The following is a 21,082-nucleotide window of genomic DNA, read 5'->3' as shown; positions in this document are numbered from 1 at the left end:
CTTATTTATTGCGGCGCAATATGAAGTCTGCCGTCACAAACGCCGCATCAGAGGTGAATTCGTCAGCCAAAATCCTGGCGGCAGCCTCCGCTAGGGAGATTTCTATAAAACCGCTGACTTCACCGTCGTGATTCATCGGAACAAAGTTATCAGCTAATTCGAGGTCGTAAATGTAGAGCTGTTCATCATGAAAACCCCGGTTAAGGGATGGGCGGCGCATATGAATGCGTCCAACAGGCTCAATCTGTTCTGCAATTTGCTCTGGTACCCCAGCCTCTTCCCAAAGTTCACGACGTGCACTTACCCAAGGCGTTTCATCGGCGGTAATACCGCCAGCCGCTAAGTTATCTAACTTCCCTGGATCAGTGGGCTTGGTTTCACTACGTCTACCTAACCAAATCGTATTGCCTTGCGTGTAGCCGTTGATATGCGTTGCCATGCTACGAAATCCAAAGGTTCGAAATGCAGCACGCTCCAAGCGAAAGTACTTGTGGCCATTTTGATCTACCCATGCAAAGTCTTCATTTCGCCAGCCCGGAATAAAACCACCTATGCGCATGCGATTGGCTAACTGGTAAAGACTGTTTGATAAATCTCTTGGTTTGCCCAACTGAATTGTCAGCTTGTCATTACTAATTGCAATTAGTGGAATGAATTCTTTTTGTAATGACTCTTGTAAATAGGTAGTGAAATCTGGATTGAGATGCCCAATAAGTTGTTCGCCTATTACGCCGCGTGATAAATAGATTGGCAAAAAGTCTGCCGGGGCAGAACGCGTTGTATTTTGGAGCATCTCCTCAAGGGCGGCTATCGTACTGGTCGAAAGGCTGGTCATGGACCTTAGTGTAAGGGAACTTGGTGCTCTTAACACATAACTGCAGCTGCATTAGCTTAAATATTTGTAAGTAATAATGAAAGAAAGGGGGATACTTTTTGCACACAATTTAGGCAGGCTAGGTCAACCTATACAAATCTGTGACTTACAAAAACTTTTGAGGATTTATCCACAATGCCTGTGGATAAGTATGAAGAATTTTTGGTCCCGCCGACAGGAATCGAACCTGTATCCCACGCTTAGGAGGCATGTGCACTATCCATTGTGCTACGGCGAGACGGTATGAAAATTAAAAATGTGTTATGAAGATTCTAATGAATTACCAACCACACAGAGCCCATACTTGATTAGTAACGGCCACCATCATATCTGGTGAAAAGTACATTAAAAAAACAAAAAGCAATATAAATAAAACAAACCCATAGGAAATAATTTTCCAAAAGGCAGGTTTTTTCTCAAGCATTGGCAACCCGTTTAATAGCGCGTTCTTTCACAGGTAGGTTCACTAAGAAAGCAAAGACACCCAACCCAATGGCGATCTCCCAAACAATTAAATAGGATCCTGTTTGATCAAATAAATAGCCACCCAGGAATGCGCCACAGAAACTACCAAGTTGATGCGAGAAAAATACCAACCCAGATAGCATTGTTAAGTACTTCACGCCAAATATCTGCGCAACGATACCGTTGGTGAGAGGAATCGTCGATAACCATAAGAAACCCATGATTGCAGAAAAGATATAAGTGCTCATTGGTGATGGCGGTAACAATAAGAAAGCAGTAATGGCAATTGAGCGACCTATATAAATGGAGGATAGTAAATAGCGCTTTGGAAAGCGTTGAGCCAAGATTCCAGAGCTATAGGTGCCAAAAATATTGAATAGACCAATAAGAGCCAGGGCTGAAGTAGCAACTACTGGCGCGCCAACAGAGGGATAGTTTGCAGAAACGTCTTTAAGGTAGGGCGCTAAGTGAACCGCAATAAATACCACCTGAAAGCCACAAACAAAGTAACCCAAGGTTAAATAGCGAAAGCTAGGATTGCTAACGGCTTCCTTCAAAGCCTGTCTAATCGTTTGATCGCCCAAAGTATCCGGGTGGCTGAAATTTTTCTCACGCAACATAAAAGCAGTTGGAATCATGAGACTGGCCATCAACGCCAACATGAGAAGTGCATCTTGGGTGCCAAATGCACTAAGTAATCCTTGCTCTGCTGGAATCATCAGGAACTGACCAAATGAACCGGCTGCTGCAGTAATGCCCATTGCCCAAACGCGTTTTTCTGCTGGAACATTGCGACCTAAAATACCGTACACCACGCTGTAGGTCGTTGCAGTTTGCGCCAAGCCAATTAGTAAACCGCCAGCCAAAGTGAAATTCATGACGTCGCTTGATACGGCCATGCCTGCTAAACCTAATGCATACAAAATGCCACCAGCAACCATGATTTTGAATGCGCCATAGCGATCGGCTAAAGCGCCGGTAATGGGTTGCATTGCACCCCAGATAAGATTCTGTAGCGCAATCGTTAACGCAAAAGTTTCGCGTCCCCAGCCATTCGCTGAGGTAATCGGTAGATTAAACAGTCCAAAGCCATGACGAATGCCCATAGACAGTGTGACCATCAGTCCGCCATAAATGAGGACTTCCTTCAATGAAAGTCCAGCGTTGCTGATTGGCTTGGTCATGGGATTTAGATTATTCCTTTGCTACGCAACTCTTCAATGGCCTTATCGTCGAGCATAAGACGCTCATGCAAGATTTCTTCTGTATGTTGACCTAACGTTGGTGGCGCCATACGCACTTCAGTAGGTGTCCTTGATAAGCGCATTGGGCTGGCAACTAATTTCATGCTGCCGACAGTCGGGTGTGGGGCTTCAATCTGCACACCACGATGTATGACCTGTTCATTTTCAAAAACTTCTTTGAAGTTGTTAATCGGTCCGCATGGAACATTGGCTTTCTCTAGCAGCTCAATCCATTCGCCCTTAGTCTTTTTGCGCGTCATTTGCTCCAACAAAGGAATGAGTTGTTTGCGATGTTCTACACGCAGGGGGTTTGATATGTATAGTGGGTTATCCGCTAAATGGGCTTCACCACCCGCTGTCACAAAATGCCTAAATTGCCCATCATTGCCCGCTCCAACAATCATCCAGCCATCTGAGGTGGGGAAGGTTTGATAGGGAACAATGATTGGGGAGGCGTTACCCCAGCGTTTAGGTACTTCACCCGAAGTGAGATAGGCGCTTGATACATTAGCCATCACAGCAACTTGGGTATCAAGCAGTGACATATCGATGTATTGACCCTCGCCGGTATGGTCGCGATGGACGATGGCCGCGAGGATAGCTGTGCTGGCATACATACCCGTGAAGATGTCGGCGATAGCAACACCGGCTTTTTGTGGGCTGGCTCCCTCAAAGTCATGGGCTTCACCAGTAACACTCATGAAGCCACCCATACCCTGAATGATGAAGTCGTATCCAGGACGGTGAGCATAGGGCCCGGTTTGACCAAAGCCGGTAATAGAGCAATAGATTAGGTCGGGCCTAACTTTTTTAAGGCTTTCATAATCAAGCCCGTATTTGGCGAGGTCTCCAACCTTGTAGTTTTCAATCACCACATCCGATTCTGCAGCTAGCAGACGGATAAGTTCTTGACCCTCAGGCTTAGCAATATCCACTGTAATGGAGCGTTTATTGCGGTTGATGCAAATAAAATAGGCAGATTCTTCGGTTTCCTTGCCATTGACATCTTTGGCAAAAGGGGGGGCCCAGTGCCGGGTGTCGTCGCCAACACCAGGCCTTTCGACTTTAATAACATCTGCACCCAAATCCGCGAGATTTTGAGCGCACCAAGGACCTGCCAAGACTCGGCTAAGGTCTAAAACGCGAATATGACTTAAGGCTCCCATTCCTCAATTTTGGCATGGATGGCAGGGTAATTCCCGAAAAATTCAGCCTAGATCTCAGACATGACTACAATTTGCGCGCATGGCTACCCGTAAAACTTCCGAATACAGCGAATCGTCGATTCAGGTCCTAAAAGGACTAGAACCAGTCCGTCAGCGGCCTGGAATGTACACCCGCACAGACAATCCACTACATATTATTCAAGAGGTCCTCGATAACGCATCTGATGAAGCTTTAGGAGGGTTTGGTAAGCAAATCATCGTCACTATGCATACCGACGGCAGTGTGAGCGTAGAAGATGATGGCCGTGGCATTCCAGTGGGAATGCATCCAACGGAGAAATTACCCGTAGTAGAAATCGTGTTTACACAGTTACATGCTGGTGGTAAGTTTGAAAAGGGCACTGGTGGTGCTTATGCTTTCTCAGGTGGTCTACATGGTGTTGGCGTTTCGGTAACCAATGCTTTATCCAAGAGATTAGAAGTTACTGTATGGCGTGATGGCCAAATGTCGACCTTGACCTTTGCTGATGGCAAAGTGATTGAGAAGCTCAAATCTATTGTTTCTTCAAAAGAAGATAAGTCACACGGTACTCGCGTTCGTGTTTGGCCAGATGGTAAGTACTTTGACAGCTCGGCTATTCCGACGCCTGAGCTCATCCGCTTGTTGCGCTCTAAAGCAGTCTTGCTACCAGGTGTGAAGGTCACGCTGATTCAAGAAAAAACCGGCGATACCCAGACTTGGCAATATGCACAAGGCTTGCGTGGCTATTTAAATGAAGCTATTGCACAGGCAGGTCATGGCGCAGAAGTTATTCCACCGTTTGAGGGAGAGCAATATGCAACTGGCACAGGTGATGATGATTCCTTTGCCGAAGGTGAGGGCGCTGCTTGGGTGGTTTGCTGGACTGAAGATGGTGCACCAGTGCGCGAGAGTTATGTGAACTTGATTCCTACTCCTGCAGGCGGTACACATGAAAGTGGTTTGCGTGAAGGTTTATTCAATGCTGTTAAAGGCTTTATTGAAATGCACGCATTGCAGCCTAAAGGTGTGAAGCTCATGCCTGAAGATGTATTTGCCCGCGCATCCTTCATTTTGTCTGCCAAAGTATTGGATCCACAATTTCAGGGTCAGATTAAAGAGCGTCTTAACTCTCGTGATGCGGTGCGCTTAGTTTCTGGTTACGTGAAATCGGCTCTTGAGCTCTGGTTGAACCAGCACGTTGATTATGGTCGTAAGTTAGCTGATCTAGTCATCAAGCAAGCCCAGGTCAGAACCCGAGCAGGACAAAAAGTTGAGAAGAAAAAATCCTCTGGCGTTGCTGTTCTGCCTGGCAAACTTACGGATTGCGAGAGCCAAGATATCGGCATGAATGAAATCTTCCTGGTTGAGGGTGACTCTGCAGGCGGTTCAGCCAAAATGGGTCGCAATAAGGAATATCAAGCCATCCTACCATTACGCGGTAAGGTATTAAATACCTGGGAAGCAGAGCGCGACCGCTTGTTTGCTAATAATGAGGTACACGATATTGCGGTGGCAATTGGTGTCGATCCTCATGGTCCGAATGACAATCCAGACTTATCCAATCTACGCTACGGCAAAGTTTGCATTCTTTCAGATGCGGACGTCGATGGCGCACACATTCAGGTTCTGCTCTTAACACTTTTCTATAAGCATTTCCCTAAACTGATTGAGTTGGGTCATGTTCATATTTCTAGGCCACCACTATTTAGGGTGGATGCTCCAGCACGTGGCAAAAAGCCGGCGCAAAAGATCTATGCATTAGATGCCAATGAGTTACAAGCTATTGAAGATAAGTTGCGTAAAGATGGTGTAAAAGAAACTGCATGGCAGATCTCTCGCTTTAAAGGTTTAGGAGAGATGAGCGCAGAACAGCTTTGGGATACCACTTTGAACCCAGATACTCGCCGTCTGTTGCCTGTAACACTGGGCACTTGGACCGAGGATGAAACATTTAAAACAATGGATATGCTGATGGGTAAATCAGAGTCTGGCGCGCGTCGCGATTGGCTTGAAGAGCGCGGCAATGAAGTGGAGGCGGATATCTAATGGCAACTAAGAAGACTCCTGGAAATAATAATCCCGCTGATCAGGCAGACTTATTTTCCAACCCGATTGAGATGGAGGTTGTTGAAGTCGATGAGACGCCGGTAATGGTTGCTTCTGGCGGTGGTTCAGGTAACCATGATCCGAAAACCATAGATCTAAATGAAGATGGTAAAGACAGCTTAACTTTAGCGGTATATGCAGAGCGTGCCTATTTGGATTACGCAATTAGCGTCGTCAAAGGTCGTGCGCTTCCTGATGTATCAGACGGACAGAAGCCAGTACAGCGCCGCATCTTATTCTCCATGAGTGAAATGGGCTTGCGTGCAGATGCGAAGCCGGTGAAAAGTGCTCGTGTGGTAGGTGATGTATTGGGTAAATTCCATCCTCACGGTGATCAGTCTGCTTACGATGCATTGGTTCGTTTGGCACAAAGCTTCTCATTACGTTACCCATTAATTGACGGTCAAGGTAACTTCGGTTCTCGCGATGGTGATGGCGCGGCTGCAATGCGTTACACCGAGGCGCGCCTTACTAAGATCGCTAGCCTGCTATTAAGTGAGATTGATGAAGGCACGGTTGATTTCGCGCCAAATTACGATGGTTCATTCCAAGAGCCGAAGTTATTACCAGCGCGTCTACCATTTGTATTACTCAACGGCGCTTCAGGTATTGCTGTTGGTATGGCCACCGAAATTCCGTCGCATAACTTGCGTGAAGTAGCTTCCGCAGCAGTTGCTTTAATGAAGTCTCCAAAGATGAGTACTTCAGAATTATTGGAGATCATGCCCGGCCCTGACTATCCAGGTGGCGGTCAAATCATTTCATCTGCTGCAGAAATTGCCCAGATTTATGAGGCTGGGCGCGGCAGCATTAAGGTGCGTGCACGTTGGTCAATCGAAGAGTTGGCGCGCGGCCAGTGGCAGATTATTGTAAATGAATTGCCACCAGCCACTTCCTCTCAGCGTGTATTGCAAGAGATTGAAGAGATCACGAATCCAAAGGTAAAGGTTGGCAAAAAGACCTTAACTCCTGAGCAAAACAATCTCAAATCAACCATCTTGAATGTGCTTGATGGTGTACGCGACGAGTCTAGCAAGGACGCAGCAGTGCGCTTGGTATTTGAGCCAAAGAGCAAGAATATTGATGTTAATGAGTTCGTAAACCTATTGCTTGCGCATACCTCATTAGAGTCCAATGCGCCAATGAACCTGGTGATGATTGGTAATGATGGTCGTCCGCGTCAAAAAGGCTTAAAAGACATTCTTTCTGAGTGGATTGCATTTAGGGTTGCCACGGTTACTCGTAGAACCCAGCATCGCTTAGGTAAAGTCAAAGACCGCATGCATATTTTGGAAGGGCGCTTAACCGTTCTTCTTAACATTGATAAGGTCATCAAGATCATTCGCAATAGCGATGAGCCTAAAGCGGATTTGATTAAAGAATTTAAGTTATCGGACCGCCAGGCTGAAGATATCCTGGATATTCGTTTGCGTCAGTTGGCTCGCTTAGAGGGCATCAAGATTGAGCAAGAGCTTAAAGAGCTCAAAGCTGAACGTGATGATCTAGAAGGTCTATTGCAAAGCGATACCGTCTTGCGTAAGCGCATCATCAAAGAAATCGAATCCGATATGAAGGATTTTGGCGATGATCGTCGTACCTTGATTCAGGAAGATAAGCGCGCTGTTGCTGAGACTAAGGTGATTGATGAGCCAGTAACAGTAATTGTTTCCCAAAAGGGTTGGGTCCGAGTTCGCCAAGGCCACGAGCATGATCCAACACAATTTAGCTTTAAGGCAGGTGATACTTTGTATGCCACCTTCGAAGTGAGAACGGTAGACGTTATTCAAGGCTTTGGCAGTGATGGTCGTGTCTATACCGTTCCAGTTAGCGAATTACCTGGCGCTCGCGGCGATGGTTCACCATTAACCAGCTTTGTTAATTTGGCTGCTGGGTCACAGATGGTTGCTTACTATGCTGGCCAACCTGACGATTTGGTATTGCTATCAACTAAAGCGGGCTTTGGGTTCTTGGCCAATGTATCGGATATGAGTACCCGTAATAAGGCTGGTAAATCATTCTTAAGCTTGGATGCAAAGGTTCCGGGTGATGCTCCATTAGGCGCAGCAAAAGTCAAAGTTGGTATGAAACAAGTTGCTTGCTTGTCTGAGGCTTCTAAGTTATTAGTCTTCCCTCTGGATGAGCTCAAGCGCTTACCAACTGGTGGTAAAGGTGTAATCTTGATGGGCTTAGATGATAAAGAGCATCTGGCTTCAGCAATTGCTGTGGGTCCTGATGGAGCGACTTACTCCGGCGCAGGCCGTGCTGGCAAGCCAACCGAACTCAGTTTGGATGCAAAAACCTTGAAGTCTTTTGCCGGTAACCGTGCGCGTAAAGGTCACTTTGTAGAGCCACGCCTAAAAGACGGCAAACTCATAGCCAACTAAGAACGGCGTTTAGACCTTCTTCGGAACGCTGATTTCGTATTTGACCGCAATCACCTCTGCCAGGATCGAGACTGCAATCTCTGGTGGGGTGAGAGCCCCAATATAAAGTCCTACAGGACCATGCAATTTTTCTACTTGCTCTTGGCTAATATCGAACTCTAATAAGCGCTCTTTGCGTTTCTGAGTGTTCTTACGGCTACCTAGTGCACCAACATAAAAGGCAGGCGACTTGAGTGCCTCCATCAATGCCATGTCGTCTAATTTTGGATCATGTGTCAGGGCAACCACTGCAGTGTGAGAATCGACGCCTATCTCAAGCAATACATCGTCCGGCATGCCCTTAGAAAAGGTAATATCTGTGCGATTGAGGCCTTCTGCATATTCTTCACGGGGATCGATCACTATGACTTCAAAGTCAGAGGCTAAAGCAAAATCTGCTGTATACAAAGAAAGCTGGCCAGCACCTATGATGACCATACGCCAGCGCGGACCATAAGTCGTTTGCATTTCTTGTTCAGTACACACAAATTCATCGCTACGATCACCTAAGGAGAGTATAGATTTCCCGGTACTTAAGTTCACTGAGCGACGAGTAATTTGATGCGACGAAATATTCTCAAGTAGCTTTTCTAAAACAGCTAGCTCCGGTTTTGGCTCAACCAGCAGACGCAGTGTGCCGCCACATGGCAATCCAAAGCGAGCAGCCTCTTGTTGAGTTATGCCATACACCACCATTTCAGGTGTATTACGCGTCAAAATTTCAGTCTGTACGCGACGAATTAAATCATCTTCAACGCAGCCACCTGAAACTGAGCCGGCTACCTGACCATCAGCACGTATCGCCAACCAAGAGCCAACAGGACGTGGAGCGGATCCCCAGGTATGAACCACGGTCGCAATAGCCACAGATTGGCCTGATCGGAGCCATTTCACGGCTGATTTAAGAACGCTGAGGTCGGTACTGTTCATGCTCTTTCTTCTTTTGCTAATGCTTTGATGAATATCTATTTATTATCACTCTAATGACTGTTTCTAGTGAATCCATCAAAAACCCAAAATTACGCCTAGCCATACTCCTATTGGCGGCAGGCGAGGGGAGTCGTTTGGGTGGATTTCCCAAGGCATTGCTGAAGAAGGAGGGCGAAAGCTTATTAAGCCGCTTTCTAAAATATGTTCAAAAATTAAACCCAGTAGAAATATTGGTTGTCACAGGATTTTATGCGGATGCAGTTGAGGCGGAAATCAATTCAACCAAGCCAGAGACTTATAACTCTATTACCATAGCAAAAAACCCAAATCCATCAGAAGGTCAATCATCTTCGGTCCGCATTGGCTTAGAGTCGCTCAAATCTGACTATGATATTTTGTTGGTTGCTTTGTGTGATCAACCTAACATTGGTGTTTCCGAGATTGAAGCCCTGTTAGAGCAATTCAAACAAACAGGATTTAACAGGGAAATCGTGCTACCAATGGTGAACGGAAACCGTGGTAACCCGGTATTGTTTTCAAAAAAAGTGATTGAAGAAATCCTAGCAAAACCCGGGATGGTCTGCAGACCCTTTATGGACAAGCATCCAGAGTTAGTGAATGTATTTGAGACAAATAATCAGGCTTATTTATTAGATGTTGACACTCAGGCGGACATCCAAAAACTAGGGCTTGATAGACACCAATCTATTTGAAGTAAATTAAATCTCAGCGATCAATTCAATCTCAACGCAAGCGCCTAGCGGAATCTGCGCGACACCAAAAGCGCTACGCGCATGTTTGCCGTTATCACCAAATACTTCAAAGAGTAGTTCTGAGCATCCATTAACCACTAGGTGCTGCTCAGTATAGGTATCGGTAGAGTTAACCAAACCCATAACCTTAACAATACGCTTTACTTTATCTAAAGAGCCTAAGTGATTCTGCAAGGTGGAGATCAAATCAATTGCAATAGAGCGTGCTGCCGCTTTGCCTGTATCGGTATCCATGTCTTTACCAAGCTTACCTACCCAAGGCTTACCATCACGTTTAGCAATATGACCGGAGAGAAAAACAGTATTGCCAGTAGTGGTTGCCATGACATAGGCCGCAGCAGGAGGTCCTGGCGGGGGCAAATCAATACCAAGGGTTTTAAGGCGATCGCTAATGTTTGTAGTCATGATGAATAGAGTCAAGAGTAGAGTTAATTTAGATAAAGAATTAGGTCAAAAAGGAATAACTGAATCTTACTTGGAAAGTTGACGCATGGCACTCTCAAGACCATTTAAGGTTACTGGATACATGCGGTCTCTCATGAGGTTTTGCATGATGTCAATCGACTGACGATATTGCCAAATAGATTCTGGCTCTGGATTGAGCCAGGCAAAATGCGGGAAGTGATCAATTAAACGATTGATCCAGACTGCTCCAGCTTCCTTATTGTTGTACTCCACGGAACCATTTGGACTCAGAATCTCATAAGGAGACATCGTTGCATCACCAACGAATATTAGCTTGTAGTCCGATCCATATTTATTGATGATATCTTGGGTTGGCGTCACATCATCGCGTCTGCGACGATTGCTTTGCCAGAGGTTTTCATAAACACAGTTATGAAAATAGTAGTGTTCGAGATGTTTAAATTCTGCTTTAGCGGCAGAAAATAACTCAGCAATTCGCTGAATATGATCATCCATAGAGCCACCAACATCCATAAGCAATAACACCTTGACCTGATTGTGTCGCTCAGGACGCATTTTGACATCAAGCATTCCTGCATTAGCTGCAGTTGAATGAATAGTTTTATCCAGGTCCAGCTCTAAGGCAGATCCTTCTCTGGCAAACCGACGCAAACGACGCAAAGCAACCTTAATGTTGCGAGTGCCCAAAGCTAAATCGCTGTCATAGTCTTTAAACTCTCGTGCTTCCCAAACCTTGATCGCGGTTCTATTGCCGGCGCTCTCGCCACCAATACGTATGCCTTCGGGATGGTAGCCGCTATGACCAAACGGAGAGGAGCCGCCAGCGCCAATCCACTTATTGCCGCCACCATGCCACTCCTTTTGTTCTTTAAGTAGTTCTTCAAGACGCTTTTTCAGCGCATCAGGTCCGCCCAATTTTTTGAGCGCAGCTTTTTCTTCGTCGCTTAGAACGCGTTGGAGTTTTTTTTCAAGCCAATCCAGGGGGATATCTGGTGAGAGTGCAATGATTTGCTCGATGCCGTTAAAGTAGCCCCCAAACACCTGATCAAAACGATCAAAGTGTTGCTCATCTTTAACTAGAGTCATGCGAGCCAACTGATAAAACTCATCAATCGATGGGTTGATAACGCCTGATTTCAAAGCCTCTAAGAGAGTTAAAAACTCTCGTACTGAAACAGGCACTTTGGCCTCTTTCAGGTTTAGGAAGAATTGAATCAACATAAATACAGGACGTTATTGATCAATACATTAACGATGATTGCGATTCATCATCACCAAACGCTCAAACAAGTGGATATCTTGTTCATTCTTTAGTAAGGCGCCATGCAATGGAGGCACAACAATTTTTTCGTCGTTGCTATACAAAGCCTCTGGCGGGATATCTTCAGCCAATAGAAGCTTGAGCCAATCAATTAACTCAGAAGTAGAAGGTTTTTTCTTGAGCCCTGGTAATGAGCGTATTTGATAAAACGCCTTGAGAGCTGCATCTAAAAGATCTTGCTTGATATTAGGGTGGTGAACATCTACGATGCTTTGCATAGTCGTTGCATCGGGAAAGCTAATGTAATGAAAAAAACAGCGGCGCAAGAATGCGTCTGGGAGCTCTTTCTCATTGTTGGAAGTAATAATGACTAATGGACGATGCTTTGCTTTAATGAGTTCACGCGTTTCGTAAACATAAAATTCCATGCGATCAATTTCGCGCAGTAAGTCATTTGGAAACTCAATATCCGCTTTATCGATTTCATCAATAAGTAGTACAGTGGGTTCATCAGCCTCAAAAGCTTGCCAAAGTACGCCCTTAACAATGTAATTGCGAATATCTTTTACTTTCTCATCACCCAGCTGCGAATCGCGTAAACGGCTCACTGCATCGTATTCATAAAGTCCTTGTTGAGCTTTTGTTGTGGATTTAATGTGCCACTGTAAAAGCGGCATGTTGAGGGCGGCGGCGACTTCCTCGGCCAACATCGTTTTGCCAGTGCCTGGCTCGCCTTTTATCAAAAGAGGGCGTTGTAGTGCGATTGCCGCATTTACGGCCAATTTGAGATCCTCGGTGGCGACATAGCTTTGGCTACCTGAGAACTGGTTTTGAGTAGAGGGGTTGGATTTGCTCATATGCTGACCTAATTAGTGCTGGGTTAAGCGTTCCAGTATAGGTAAATGAGCTAAATTTTTCAGTGTTTCTACTAATTTTGGCCCTCAAAATGGCGGGAAGGGCGTCTGTCCGCTATACTCTTCCGAAATTGATCTAAATCAAACTCATTAATAATGATTTCTATGAAAAAATTCTCCATTCTTCCTCAATTGGCCGTAACCGCAGCTTTGGTTTTTGCTGGCTCTGTTGCTCAGGCTGATGAAGTTAAAGGTAATGCTGCGGCTGGTAACAGCAAGGTTTGGCTATGTATTGGTTGTCACTCCATTCCTGACTATCGTGCAGACTACCCATTGGTATACAAGGTGCCTATGATTGGCGGTCAAAATGCCGCTTACATTGCTAGCGCACTAGCTGCATACAAAAAGGGCGAAAGAAAGCATCCGACAATGCGTTCTATAGCTGCCAGCTTGTCTGACCAAGACATGGCTGATATCGGCGAATACTATGCTGCGCAAACTGCTAGCTCACCTAACAACCCATTGAAGTGATTCATTAATAAAGATACATAGAGACTTTTATGAAATTCGCCCTAATTACTGCAGTTTTGCTATCCAGCATTGGTTTGGTAAACGTAGCAAACGCTGCCAATAAAGAAAAAGGTCAGGCTTTGGTTGAGAAGGCTAATTGCGCCTCATGTCATGGCGCTGGTCTAAATGCTCCAATCTTGCCTGCTTATCCAAAGTTAGCTGGCCAGTATGCCGATTACCTCTACTACGCTTTAAAGGCATATAAAGTAGGCAATGGCAATGCGCAGTTTGGTCGTAATAACGCTGTAATGGGCTCACAAGTTCAGAGCTTTAGTGATGCTGACTTGCAAGATATGGCGGCTTACATTTCTTCTTTGCCTGGAAACTTTGTTGTTAAAAAGTAAATTCTAGTAGCATGGCTTCATATAAAAAGGCTTAGATTAATCATCTAAGCCTTTGTTTTTTATGCTTTTATAGTTTAGCGTAGCGCTTCAAGTCCTTGCTCTAGGTGCTTGCGCATGGCTAATTCTGCAGCGTGTTCATCACGTTTCAGTATGGCTCTGAGAATCTCACGATGTTCCACCAATGAGTTTTGCAGTCTGCCTGTGCTGGTCAGAGAATCTCTGCGATGAAGTTTTAGAACTTTGCGCAGATCTGCGATAACCCCATTCATCCATCGATTTCCGGCAATTTCTTGGATTAATTCATGAAATTTGCCATTTATCTCAAAGAATTGCTCAATATCTCGATCTGCAGCTGCTTTTTCAAGTCGATGATGAAGGTGATCTAAGAGGTTTAATTCAGCCTCCGTTGCTTTTGAAGCTGTTTCTTTTGCTGCTTGACCCTCCAGGAGGGAGAGAATAGTAAAAATCTGCTCCAAGTCTTTGCGGATAACTTCCGTAACGTAGGCTCCCCGGCGCATTTTGATGGTTACTAAACCTTCAGATGCCAGCACCTTGATAGCTTCCCGCATTGGGGTGCGGCTAATACCAAACTGATCAGCCAGTGATTGCTCGTCCAGCCAGCTTCCAGGTGCTAGTTGCTTGCTAAAAATTTGCTCCCGAAGTCTATCGGCAACTTCCTCATATAACGGTCTATTATTCAGTTTTGTATCCATAATTATGAATACATTATGTAGACAATTCTAAAATTGTCAAGCAAAATGAAAGGACATTTCGATGCAATGCAACAAAAATTAACCGGGAGTTTTTGTGAGTTCAAATGAAAACAATTCATGGCCATCTTTTCCAGATGCCAACCTTGATGCTTGGAAAAAATCAGCTCAGAAATCAGCCCCTAATGGCGATGTTGATTCCTTGGGTTGGAAAACACCAGATGGAATTCACCTAAAAGCTCTATACACATCATCGGACATTGAAGGACTCAATTACACCGATACATTGCCTGGATTTGAACCATTCGTACGCGGACCACAAGCGACGATGTATTCAGTTCGTCCATGGACCATCCGTCAATATGCAGGATTCTCAACCGCGGAAGAATCAAATGCTTTTTATCGCAAAGCGTTAGAAGCAGGAGGCCAGGGCGTCTCCGTTGCGTTTGACTTGGCAACGCATCGTGGTTACGACTCAGATCATCCGCGTGTTACTGGTGACGTAGGCAAAGCTGGTGTTGCGATTGATTCTGTAGAAGATATGAAGATCTTGTTTGATGGCATTCCATTGGACAAGGTTTCTGTTTCCATGACGATGAATGGCGCTGTATTGCCTGTATTGGCAGGTTACATCGTTGCAGGCGAAGAACAGGGCGTTAAGCAAGAACAATTATCTGGGACCATTCAGAACGATATTCTGAAAGAGTTCATGGTGCGTAATACCTATATTTATCCACCAGAGCCATCAATGCGCATCATCGGTGACATTATTGAGTACACCGCCAAGCACATGCCTAAGTTCAACTCGATTTCGATTTCGGGTTATCACATGCAAGAGGCGGGCGCTAACCAAGTGTTGGAATTGGCTTTCACATTGGCTGACGGTAAAGAGTATGTAAAGACAGCGTTAGCAAAAGGATTGGACGTTGACGGCTTTGCAGGTCGCCTCTCTTTCTTCTTTGCGATCGGTATGAACTTCTATTTAGAAGTTGCAAAATTACGTGCTGCACGCTTGCTGTGGTGGCGTATTATGAAATCCTTCGAGCCAAAGAATCCGAAGTCTTTGATGCTTCGTACGCATTGTCAAACTTCTGGCTGGTCTTTAACTGAACAAGACCCATACAACAACGTAGTGAGAACCACTGTTGAGGCGATGGCTGCCGTATTTGGCGGTACACAGTCGCTGCATACCAATTCATTGGATGAAGCAATTGCACTGCCTTCTGAGTTTTCCAGCCGCATTGCCCGCAATACTCAGCTGATTCTTCAAGAAGAAACCCATATTCCAAGCGTGATCGATCCATGGGCGGGTTCTTACATGATGGAAAACCTCACCCAAGAGATGGCTGATAAAGCCTGGGAAATCATTCAAGAAGTAGAAGCCATGGGTGGCATGACTAAGGCGGTTGAGAGTGGCTGGGCTAAGCTGAAGATTGAAGCGGCTGCTGCTGAAAAGCAAGCCAAGATTGACTCTGGTTCTGACGTAATCGTTGGCGTTAATAAATATAAGCTTGGCAAAGAAGATCTTGTTGACGTATTGATGATCGACAACGATAAAGTTCGCGAAGGTCAAGTGGCTCGTCTTAAAGAAATCAAAGCAAAACGTGATTCACAAAAAGTACAGGCTGCATTAGAGGCTTTAACTAAGGCTGCAGAGGATAACTCAGGAAATCTCTTGGAGCTATCCGTAAACGCAATTCGTTTACGTGCAACAGTTGGTGAAGTTTCTGATGCATTAGAGAAAGTTTACGGGCGCCATCGCGCCGATACTCAAAAGGTGACCGGTGTGTATGCAGCCGCTTATGACTCAGCCGAAGGCTGGGCAAAACTCCAAACAGAAATTAGCGATTTTGCAAAAGAGTTTGGTCGTCGTCCTCGTGTGATGATCGCCAAGCTTGGTCAAGATGGTCATGACCGCGGTGCTAAAGTCGTTGCCACTGCCTATGCAGACTTAGGCTTTGACGTAGATATCGGACCTTTATTCCAAACACCTGAGGAATGTGCTCGTCAAGCCATTGAGAATGACGTACATGCTTTAGGAGTTTCTACATTAGCGGCTGGTCATAAGACCTTGGTTCCAGCCATCATTGCTGAATTGAAAAAACAAGGCTCAGACGACATCATCGTATTCGTTGGCGGCGTGATCCCAAGGCAAGATTACGAATTCCTCTATGAGGCTGGCGTGAAGGGAATCTACGGACCAGGTACACCTATTCCGGCATCGGCCAAGGATGTACTTGAGCAAATTCGCAAGTCTGTTAAACCGGCTTAATACGGATCATAGGCATGCTCGAAGCTGCTGATCAGGCTCTGGTGAATGATCTGACTGGTGCGCCATCGCTTAAACAGCGTCGCGCACTGGCAAAGATCATTACTTTGCTTGAGTCAACACGTCTAGATCACCGTCATCGTGCTGATGACGTACTCAATTCTTTATTGTCTAAAACAGGCAAATCGTTCCGCCTCGGTATCTCAGGTGTTCCAGGTGTAGGCAAGTCGACTCTAATTGAATCCTTGGGCCTTTCCCTGATTGAAAAAGGTCATCGAGTTGCTGTCTTAGCGATCGACCCCTCTTCAAGTATTTCTGGGGGTTCGATTTTGGGTGATAAGACTCGTATGGAACGTTTATCCGTTCTCGAGAATGCCTTTATTCGTCCAAGTCCATCATCTTGCACCTTGGGTGGCGTAGCCGAGAAGACGCGCGAAGCCATGCTGGTTGCTGAAGCTGCAGGCTTTGATGTGATCATCGTTGAAACCGTTGGTGTAGGGCAGAGCGAAATCGCAGTTGCTGGCATGACGGATATGTTCTTGTTGTTGCAGTTGCCGAATGCCGGCGACGATCTTCAGGCAATTAAAAAAGGCGTGATGGAAATTGCTGATCTGATTGTTATTAATAAAGTGGATATCGATCCGGATGCTGCAATGCGCGCTCAATTATTTATCACGAGTTCATTGCGTCTGCTGGGATTCCAGGGCAATCCTGACCACGCATCACATGACAAAGAATTTTGGCATCCGCAAGTGATGACCTTAAGCGCCCTAGAAGGCAAAGGTGTGCCAGAACTTTGGGACAAAGTTTCTCATTTTGAAAAACTGCAAAAGGCGAACGGTAAATTCGAATCTCGTCGCCAGGAGCAAGCAGGCGCATGGATGTGGGATCGCATCGATGCTGGACTAAAAAATGCATTTCGTAGCAATGAAGCAGTGCAAAAACTTCTACCAAGTTTGGTTGCACAAGTAAATCAAGGAACTATGGCAGCTTCTGTAGCGGCAAGACGGCTACTGGAGTCCATGGGGCATGAATTTTTCTAAGGAGCAGGATATGAAGGAAATCATTCAACAACTGGAAGCCAAGCGTGAGCTTGCCCGATTGGGTGGCGGGCAAAAGCGTATTCAGGCTCAACATGCAAAAGGCAAGTTAACTGCGCGCGAGCGTATTGAGCTCTTGCTAGATGCTGGCACATTCGAAGAGTGGGATATGTTTGTTGAGCACCGTTGCCATGACTTTGGTATGGGTGATCAAACTGTTCCTGGTGATGGTGTTGTTACCGGTTACGGAATGATTAACGGTCGTCTGGTATTTGTGTTCTCACAAGACTTCACCGTGCTTGGCGGTTCTTTGTCTGAAGCTCATGCTGAAAAGATTTGCAAGATCATGGATCAAGCTCTTAAAGTTGGAGCTCCAGTTATTGGTTTGAATGACTCTGGTGGCGCGCGTATTCAAGAGGGTGTTGCATCTCTTGGCGGCTATGCTGAAATTTTTCAGCGCAACGTTACTGCATCTGGGGTAATTCCACAGATTTCCTTGATCATGGGCCCATCCGCTGGTGGTGCGGTTTACTCGCCAGCCTTGACCGATTTCATTTTCATGGTCAAAGATAGCTCATACATGTTCGTGACTGGTCCTGAAGTGGTGAAAACTGTCACCCATGAGGACGTTACCGCAGAAGAGTTGGGTGGCGCAGTAACTCACTCAACGGTATCCGGGGTATGCGACTTGGCATTTGATAACGATGTTGATGCGATCATGATGTTGCGCCGCTTCTTCAACTACTTGCCACTTTCTAACCGTGAGAAACCGCCTTTGATTAAGGGTGCTAATCGCACTGAAGAGCCGGATTTCTCATTGGATACATTGGTACCATCAAATCCAAATCAACCGTACGACATGAAAGAGTTGATTGAGAAGATTGTTGATGATGGCGAGTTCTTTGAATTACAGCCTGACTACGCGAAAAATATTGTGATTGGCTTTGCCCGGATTGAAGGTCGCTCAATTGGTATTGTCGCTAATCAGCCTTTGGTATTGGCTGGCTGTTTGGATATCAAGGCTTCAATTAAGGCGGCACGTTTCGTTCGTTTCTGCGATGCTTTCAATATTCCAGTAGTTACATTAGTTGACGTTCCAGGCTTTATGCCGGGAACTGCCCAGGAATACGGTGGCATCATCAAGCATGGAGCGAAATTACTCTATGCCTACGCAGATTGCACGGTACCTAAAGTAACCCTGATTACACGCAAGGCCTATGGCGGTGCTTATGACGTGATGGCTTCTAAGCATTTACGTGGTGACGTGAATTTCGCTTGGCCTTCAGCAGAGATCGCTGTGATGGGCCCTAAAGGCGCTGTTGAAATTATTTTCCGTGAAGAGAAATCTGATCCAGAAAAAATTACAGCACGTGAAGCCGAGTACAAATCTAAGTTTGCAAACCCATTTGTGGCCGGACGTCGTGGTTACATTGATGACGTCATCCTTCCTCACGAAACCCGCAAACGTATTGCTCGTTCACTAGCAATGCTGAAAGATAAAGACTTGAAGAATCCTGCGCGTAAACACGGCAATATTCCTCTGTAAAGGCGCTGACAAATTATGACTACAAAAATGTTTAAGAAAATTTTGATTGCTAACCGCGGCGAGATTGCTTGCCGTGTAATGGCCACCGCCAAAAAGATGGGCATTAAGACTGTGGCTGTTTATTCTGAAGCGGATAAAGAGGCGCGTCATGTGCAGTTGGCTGATGAGGCGGTATGTATCGGACCAGCACCTTCACGTGAATCCTATCTAGTGATGGATCGCATTATTCAGGCCTGTAAAGACACTGGCGCTGAAGCGGTACATCCAGGCTACGGCTTCTTGTCTGAAAATGAGCAATTTGCTAAGCGTTGCGAAGAAGAGGGCATTGTCTTTATCGGCCCTAAATATCAATCTATCGCCGCAATGGGTGACAAGATTGCCTCTAAAAAGCTTGCTCTAGAAGCCAAGGTCAATACCATTCCTGGTTATAACGAAGCGATTGATACTAATGAAGAGGCTGTGAAGATTGCCCAGGGCATCGGGTATCCGGTCATGATTAAAGCATCTGCAGGTGGTGGTGGTAAGGGTCTGCGCGTTGCTTTTAATGATAAAGAAGCTGCTGAAGGATTCGCTGCTTGCAAAACAGAGGCGATGAATAGCTTTGGTGATGACCGCATCTTTATCGAAAAATTTGTTGAAGGCCCTCGTCATATTGAGATTCAAGTTTTAGGCGATTCTCATGGCAACGTGGTTTACCTTAATGAGCGTGATTGTTCAATCCAACGTCGTCATCAAAAAGTCATCGAAGAGGCTCCGTCTCCTTTTATCGATCCGGTCACACGTAAAGCCATGGGTGAACAAGCGGTTGCATTAGCTAAAGCCGTTAATTACCAATCTGCAGGCACTGTGGAGTTTGTAGTTGGCAAGGACAAGTCTTTCTATTTCCTTGAAATGAATACCCGCTTGCAAGTTGAGCATCCAGTTACCGAAAGCATTACTGGCCTTGATTTGGTTGAGCAAATGATACGCGTAGCTGCTGGTGAGAAACTGGCATTTAAGCAAGAAGATGTGAAGCTTGACGGTTGGTCTATGGAGTGCCGTATTAATGCCGATGACCCATTCCGTAATTTCTTACCTTCTACAGGCCGCCTCGTTAAATACCGCCCACCAGAGTCTGTGAATGGTGTTCGCGTGGATACAGGTGTTTATGAGGGCGGTGAGATCCCGATGTACTACGACTCCATGATCGCTAAGTTGATCGTTCATGGCAAGGATCGTACAGGGGCGATTGAAAAAATGCGTGCCGCACTAAATGATTTCGTTATTCGCGGAATTCACTCAAATATTCCATTTCAGGCTGCTTTGCTACAGCATCCGCGCTTTGTAAATGGTGACTTTACAACTGGCTTTATTGCAGAAGAGTATCCAGAAGGATTTAAGAAGGACTCAGTACAGCCTGCAGATCCTAAACGCTTAGCGGCATTGGCAGCATTTATGCGCTATCGCTATCTTGAGCATATTCAAATGATCGATGGTCAGTTGGCTGGTCACGAAATGATTATTGGTAAAAAGTTTGTAGTTGTCACCGGTAAAAAAGCGGGCTCTATGAACGATCCAGTTGAGGTGCCGATTCGAGTTGAGCTTAAAGATGGGGTATATTCCGTTTATATCGATGAAGCAGACGGCGTAAGTCGTTATGACATTGTAAGCGATTGGCGTCCAGGCCAAATTTGTCTGAACGCTACTATTAACGGCACTCACAAGATCACCGCACAAGTAGAACGTCGTGGTGTGCGATATGTGTTGGTTCTCGATGGCGTTCATTACGAATGCATGGTGCTGAGCCCATTAGGTGCCGAACTACAGCGTCGTATGCCAGTCAAGTTACCACCAGATACCTCCAAGTTGGTGATGTCTCCAATGCCAGGACTTTTAACGAAGATTGCTGTCAAAGTAGGTGAGGCAGTTACCGCTGGTCAAAAGCTAGCCTCCATCGAAGCAATGAAAATGGAAAATACGCTATCAGCTGTTCAAGATGGTGTGGTTGCTGAAATTTGCGCCAAGGAGGGTGATAGCTTAGCGGTTGATCAGTTAATCATCCGCTTTGAATAAGAAAGTT

General features: G+C 45.7%; 17 protein-coding genes and 1 tRNA gene. 9 read left to right on the top strand and 9 right to left on the bottom strand.

Features of this window, described 5'->3' with window-relative positions; translation table 11 throughout:
* Nucleotide 1: 1 nt before the first annotated feature.
* From ICE93_RS08055 to ICE93_RS08040, 4 genes are all read right to left on the bottom strand, one after another.
* Nucleotides 2–835: an NUDIX hydrolase family protein gene (locus ICE93_RS08055; RefSeq protein WP_216187158.1), complete on the bottom strand. Its 834-nt coding sequence runs from the start codon at nt 833–835 to the stop codon at nt 2–4.
* A 202-nt stretch (nt 836–1,037) separates the two neighbouring features.
* A tRNA-Arg gene (locus ICE93_RS08050) sits at nt 1,038–1,112 on the bottom strand.
* A 178-nt stretch (nt 1,113–1,290) separates the two neighbouring features.
* Nucleotides 1,291–2,523, bottom strand: coding sequence for an MFS transporter (locus ICE93_RS08045; RefSeq protein WP_216187156.1), 1,233 nt, complete (start codon nt 2,521–2,523; stop codon nt 1,291–1,293).
* Nucleotides 2,524–2,528: 5 nt separating this feature from the next.
* On the bottom strand, nt 2,529–3,749 hold the full coding sequence (locus tag ICE93_RS08040; protein ID WP_216187155.1) for a CaiB/BaiF CoA-transferase family protein: 1,221 nt from the start codon (nt 3,747–3,749) through the stop codon (nt 2,529–2,531).
* A 79-nt stretch (nt 3,750–3,828) separates the two neighbouring features.
* On the opposite strand from ICE93_RS08040, the gene ICE93_RS08035 reads away from it, so the two are divergent.
* A complete protein-coding gene (locus tag ICE93_RS08035; RefSeq protein ID WP_216187153.1) occupies nt 3,829–5,817 on the top strand; it encodes a DNA topoisomerase IV subunit B in 1,989 nt (662 codons plus the stop codon).
* Between the two features lie 104 nt (nt 5,818–5,921).
* Nucleotides 5,922–8,261, top strand: a complete 2,340-nt coding sequence (gene parC, locus ICE93_RS08030; RefSeq protein ID WP_370624625.1) for a DNA topoisomerase IV subunit A — start codon at nt 5,922–5,924, stop codon at nt 8,259–8,261.
* A 9-nt stretch (nt 8,262–8,270) separates the two neighbouring features.
* Here the strand turns inward: parC and ICE93_RS08025 are convergent, their stop codons facing one another.
* Nucleotides 8,271–9,230: an XdhC family protein gene (locus ICE93_RS08025; protein ID WP_216187151.1), complete on the bottom strand. Its 960-nt coding sequence runs from the start codon at nt 9,228–9,230 to the stop codon at nt 8,271–8,273.
* Between the two features lie 53 nt (nt 9,231–9,283).
* Between ICE93_RS08025 and ICE93_RS08020 the strand changes: the two genes are divergently transcribed.
* A complete protein-coding gene (locus ICE93_RS08020; RefSeq protein WP_216187149.1) occupies nt 9,284–9,943 on the top strand; it encodes an NTP transferase domain-containing protein in 660 nt (219 codons plus the stop codon).
* A gap of 6 nt (nt 9,944–9,949) precedes the next feature.
* On the opposite strand, the gene ICE93_RS08015 is transcribed toward ICE93_RS08020, so the two are convergent.
* The 3 genes from ICE93_RS08015 to ICE93_RS08005 all read right to left on the bottom strand — a co-directional run bounded on the left by ICE93_RS08015 (nt 9,950) and on the right by ICE93_RS08005 (nt 12,547).
* The gene (locus tag ICE93_RS08015) at nt 9,950–10,408 is read right to left on the bottom strand and encodes a RidA family protein (RefSeq protein WP_216187147.1); all 459 of its coding nucleotides are present in this window, start codon (nt 10,406–10,408) and stop codon (nt 9,950–9,952) included.
* 66 nt (nt 10,409–10,474) lie between these two features.
* Nucleotides 10,475–11,650 (bottom strand): VWA domain-containing protein, encoded by a 1,176-nt coding sequence (locus ICE93_RS08010; protein ID WP_216187145.1) that lies wholly within the window; start codon nt 11,648–11,650, stop codon nt 10,475–10,477.
* Nucleotides 11,651–11,677: 27 nt separating this feature from the next.
* A complete protein-coding gene (locus ICE93_RS08005; RefSeq protein ID WP_216187143.1) occupies nt 11,678–12,547 on the bottom strand; it encodes a MoxR family ATPase in 870 nt (289 codons plus the stop codon).
* Nucleotides 12,548–12,709: 162 nt separating this feature from the next.
* On the opposite strand from ICE93_RS08005, the gene ICE93_RS08000 reads away from it, so the two are divergent.
* Nucleotides 12,710–13,075 carry a cytochrome c gene (locus ICE93_RS08000; RefSeq protein ID WP_216187141.1) on the top strand — a complete coding sequence of 122 codons (366 nt, stop codon included), beginning with the start codon at nt 12,710–12,712 and terminating at the stop codon, nt 13,073–13,075.
* A 29-nt stretch (nt 13,076–13,104) separates the two neighbouring features.
* Nucleotides 13,105–13,458, top strand: coding sequence for a cytochrome c (locus ICE93_RS07995; RefSeq protein ID WP_216187139.1), 354 nt, complete (start codon nt 13,105–13,107; stop codon nt 13,456–13,458).
* Between the two features lie 74 nt (nt 13,459–13,532).
* Here the strand turns inward: ICE93_RS07995 and ICE93_RS07990 are convergent, their stop codons facing one another.
* A complete protein-coding gene (locus tag ICE93_RS07990) occupies nt 13,533–14,171 on the bottom strand; it encodes a GntR family transcriptional regulator (protein ID WP_216187137.1) in 639 nt (212 codons plus the stop codon).
* A 94-nt stretch (nt 14,172–14,265) separates the two neighbouring features.
* On the opposite strand from ICE93_RS07990, the gene scpA reads away from it, so the two are divergent.
* From scpA to accC, 4 genes are read left to right on the top strand one after another with little or no spacing between them, the layout of a single operon-like run.
* The gene (gene scpA / locus ICE93_RS07985) at nt 14,266–16,440 is read left to right on the top strand and encodes a methylmalonyl-CoA mutase (RefSeq protein WP_216187135.1); all 2,175 of its coding nucleotides are present in this window, start codon (nt 14,266–14,268) and stop codon (nt 16,438–16,440) included.
* A gap of 14 nt (nt 16,441–16,454) precedes the next feature.
* On the top strand, nt 16,455–17,480 hold the full coding sequence (gene meaB / locus ICE93_RS07980; RefSeq protein WP_216187133.1) for a methylmalonyl Co-A mutase-associated GTPase MeaB: 1,026 nt from the start codon (nt 16,455–16,457) through the stop codon (nt 17,478–17,480).
* Nucleotides 17,481–17,490: 10 nt separating this feature from the next.
* The gene (locus ICE93_RS07975) at nt 17,491–19,023 is read left to right on the top strand and encodes an acyl-CoA carboxylase subunit beta (protein ID WP_216187131.1); all 1,533 of its coding nucleotides are present in this window, start codon (nt 17,491–17,493) and stop codon (nt 19,021–19,023) included.
* Nucleotides 19,024–19,038: 15 nt separating this feature from the next.
* The gene (gene accC, locus ICE93_RS07970) at nt 19,039–21,075 is read left to right on the top strand and encodes an acetyl-CoA carboxylase biotin carboxylase subunit (protein ID WP_255554550.1); all 2,037 of its coding nucleotides are present in this window, start codon (nt 19,039–19,041) and stop codon (nt 21,073–21,075) included.
* Nucleotides 21,076–21,082 lie beyond the last annotated feature (7 nt).

Source organism: Polynucleobacter sp. MWH-HuK1 (assembly GCF_018881815.1).
GTDB lineage: Bacteria > Pseudomonadota > Gammaproteobacteria > Burkholderiales > Burkholderiaceae > Polynucleobacter.
Note: the sequence above shows the minus strand (reverse complement) of the source record. Positions and strands in the feature narration are given on the sequence as shown.

Bases quoted from the DNA above. Each gene is read 5' to 3' on its own strand.
- ICE93_RS08055 (WP_216187158.1), bottom strand. From the start codon at position 835: ATGACCAGCCTTTCGACCAGTACGATAGCCGCCCTTGAGGAGATGCTC.
- ICE93_RS08045 (WP_216187156.1), bottom strand. From the start codon at position 2,523: ATGACCAAGCCAATCAGCAACGCTGGACTTTCATTGAAGGAAGTCCTC.
- ICE93_RS08040 (WP_216187155.1), bottom strand. From the start codon at position 3,749: ATGGGAGCCTTAAGTCATATTCGCGTTTTAGACCTTAGCCGAGTCTTG.
- ICE93_RS08035 (WP_216187153.1), top strand. From the start codon at position 3,829: ATGGCTACCCGTAAAACTTCCGAATACAGCGAATCGTCGATTCAGGTC.
- parC (WP_370624625.1), top strand. From the start codon at position 5,922: ATGGTTGCTTCTGGCGGTGGTTCAGGTAACCATGATCCGAAAACCATA.
- ICE93_RS08025 (WP_216187151.1), bottom strand. From the start codon at position 9,230: ATGAACAGTACCGACCTCAGCGTTCTTAAATCAGCCGTGAAATGGCTC.
- ICE93_RS08020 (WP_216187149.1), top strand. From the start codon at position 9,284: ATGACTGTTTCTAGTGAATCCATCAAAAACCCAAAATTACGCCTAGCC.
- ICE93_RS08015 (WP_216187147.1), bottom strand. From the start codon at position 10,408: ATGACTACAAACATTAGCGATCGCCTTAAAACCCTTGGTATTGATTTG.
- ICE93_RS08010 (WP_216187145.1), bottom strand. From the start codon at position 11,650: ATGTTGATTCAATTCTTCCTAAACCTGAAAGAGGCCAAAGTGCCTGTT.
- ICE93_RS08005 (WP_216187143.1), bottom strand. From the start codon at position 12,547: ATGAGCAAATCCAACCCCTCTACTCAAAACCAGTTCTCAGGTAGCCAA.
- ICE93_RS08000 (WP_216187141.1), top strand. From the start codon at position 12,710: ATGAAAAAATTCTCCATTCTTCCTCAATTGGCCGTAACCGCAGCTTTG.
- ICE93_RS07995 (WP_216187139.1), top strand. From the start codon at position 13,105: ATGAAATTCGCCCTAATTACTGCAGTTTTGCTATCCAGCATTGGTTTG.
- ICE93_RS07990 (WP_216187137.1), bottom strand. From the start codon at position 14,171: ATGGATACAAAACTGAATAATAGACCGTTATATGAGGAAGTTGCCGAT.
- meaB (WP_216187133.1), top strand. From the start codon at position 16,455: ATGCTCGAAGCTGCTGATCAGGCTCTGGTGAATGATCTGACTGGTGCG.
- ICE93_RS07975 (WP_216187131.1), top strand. From the start codon at position 17,491: ATGAAGGAAATCATTCAACAACTGGAAGCCAAGCGTGAGCTTGCCCGA.
- accC (WP_255554550.1), top strand. From the start codon at position 19,039: ATGACTACAAAAATGTTTAAGAAAATTTTGATTGCTAACCGCGGCGAG.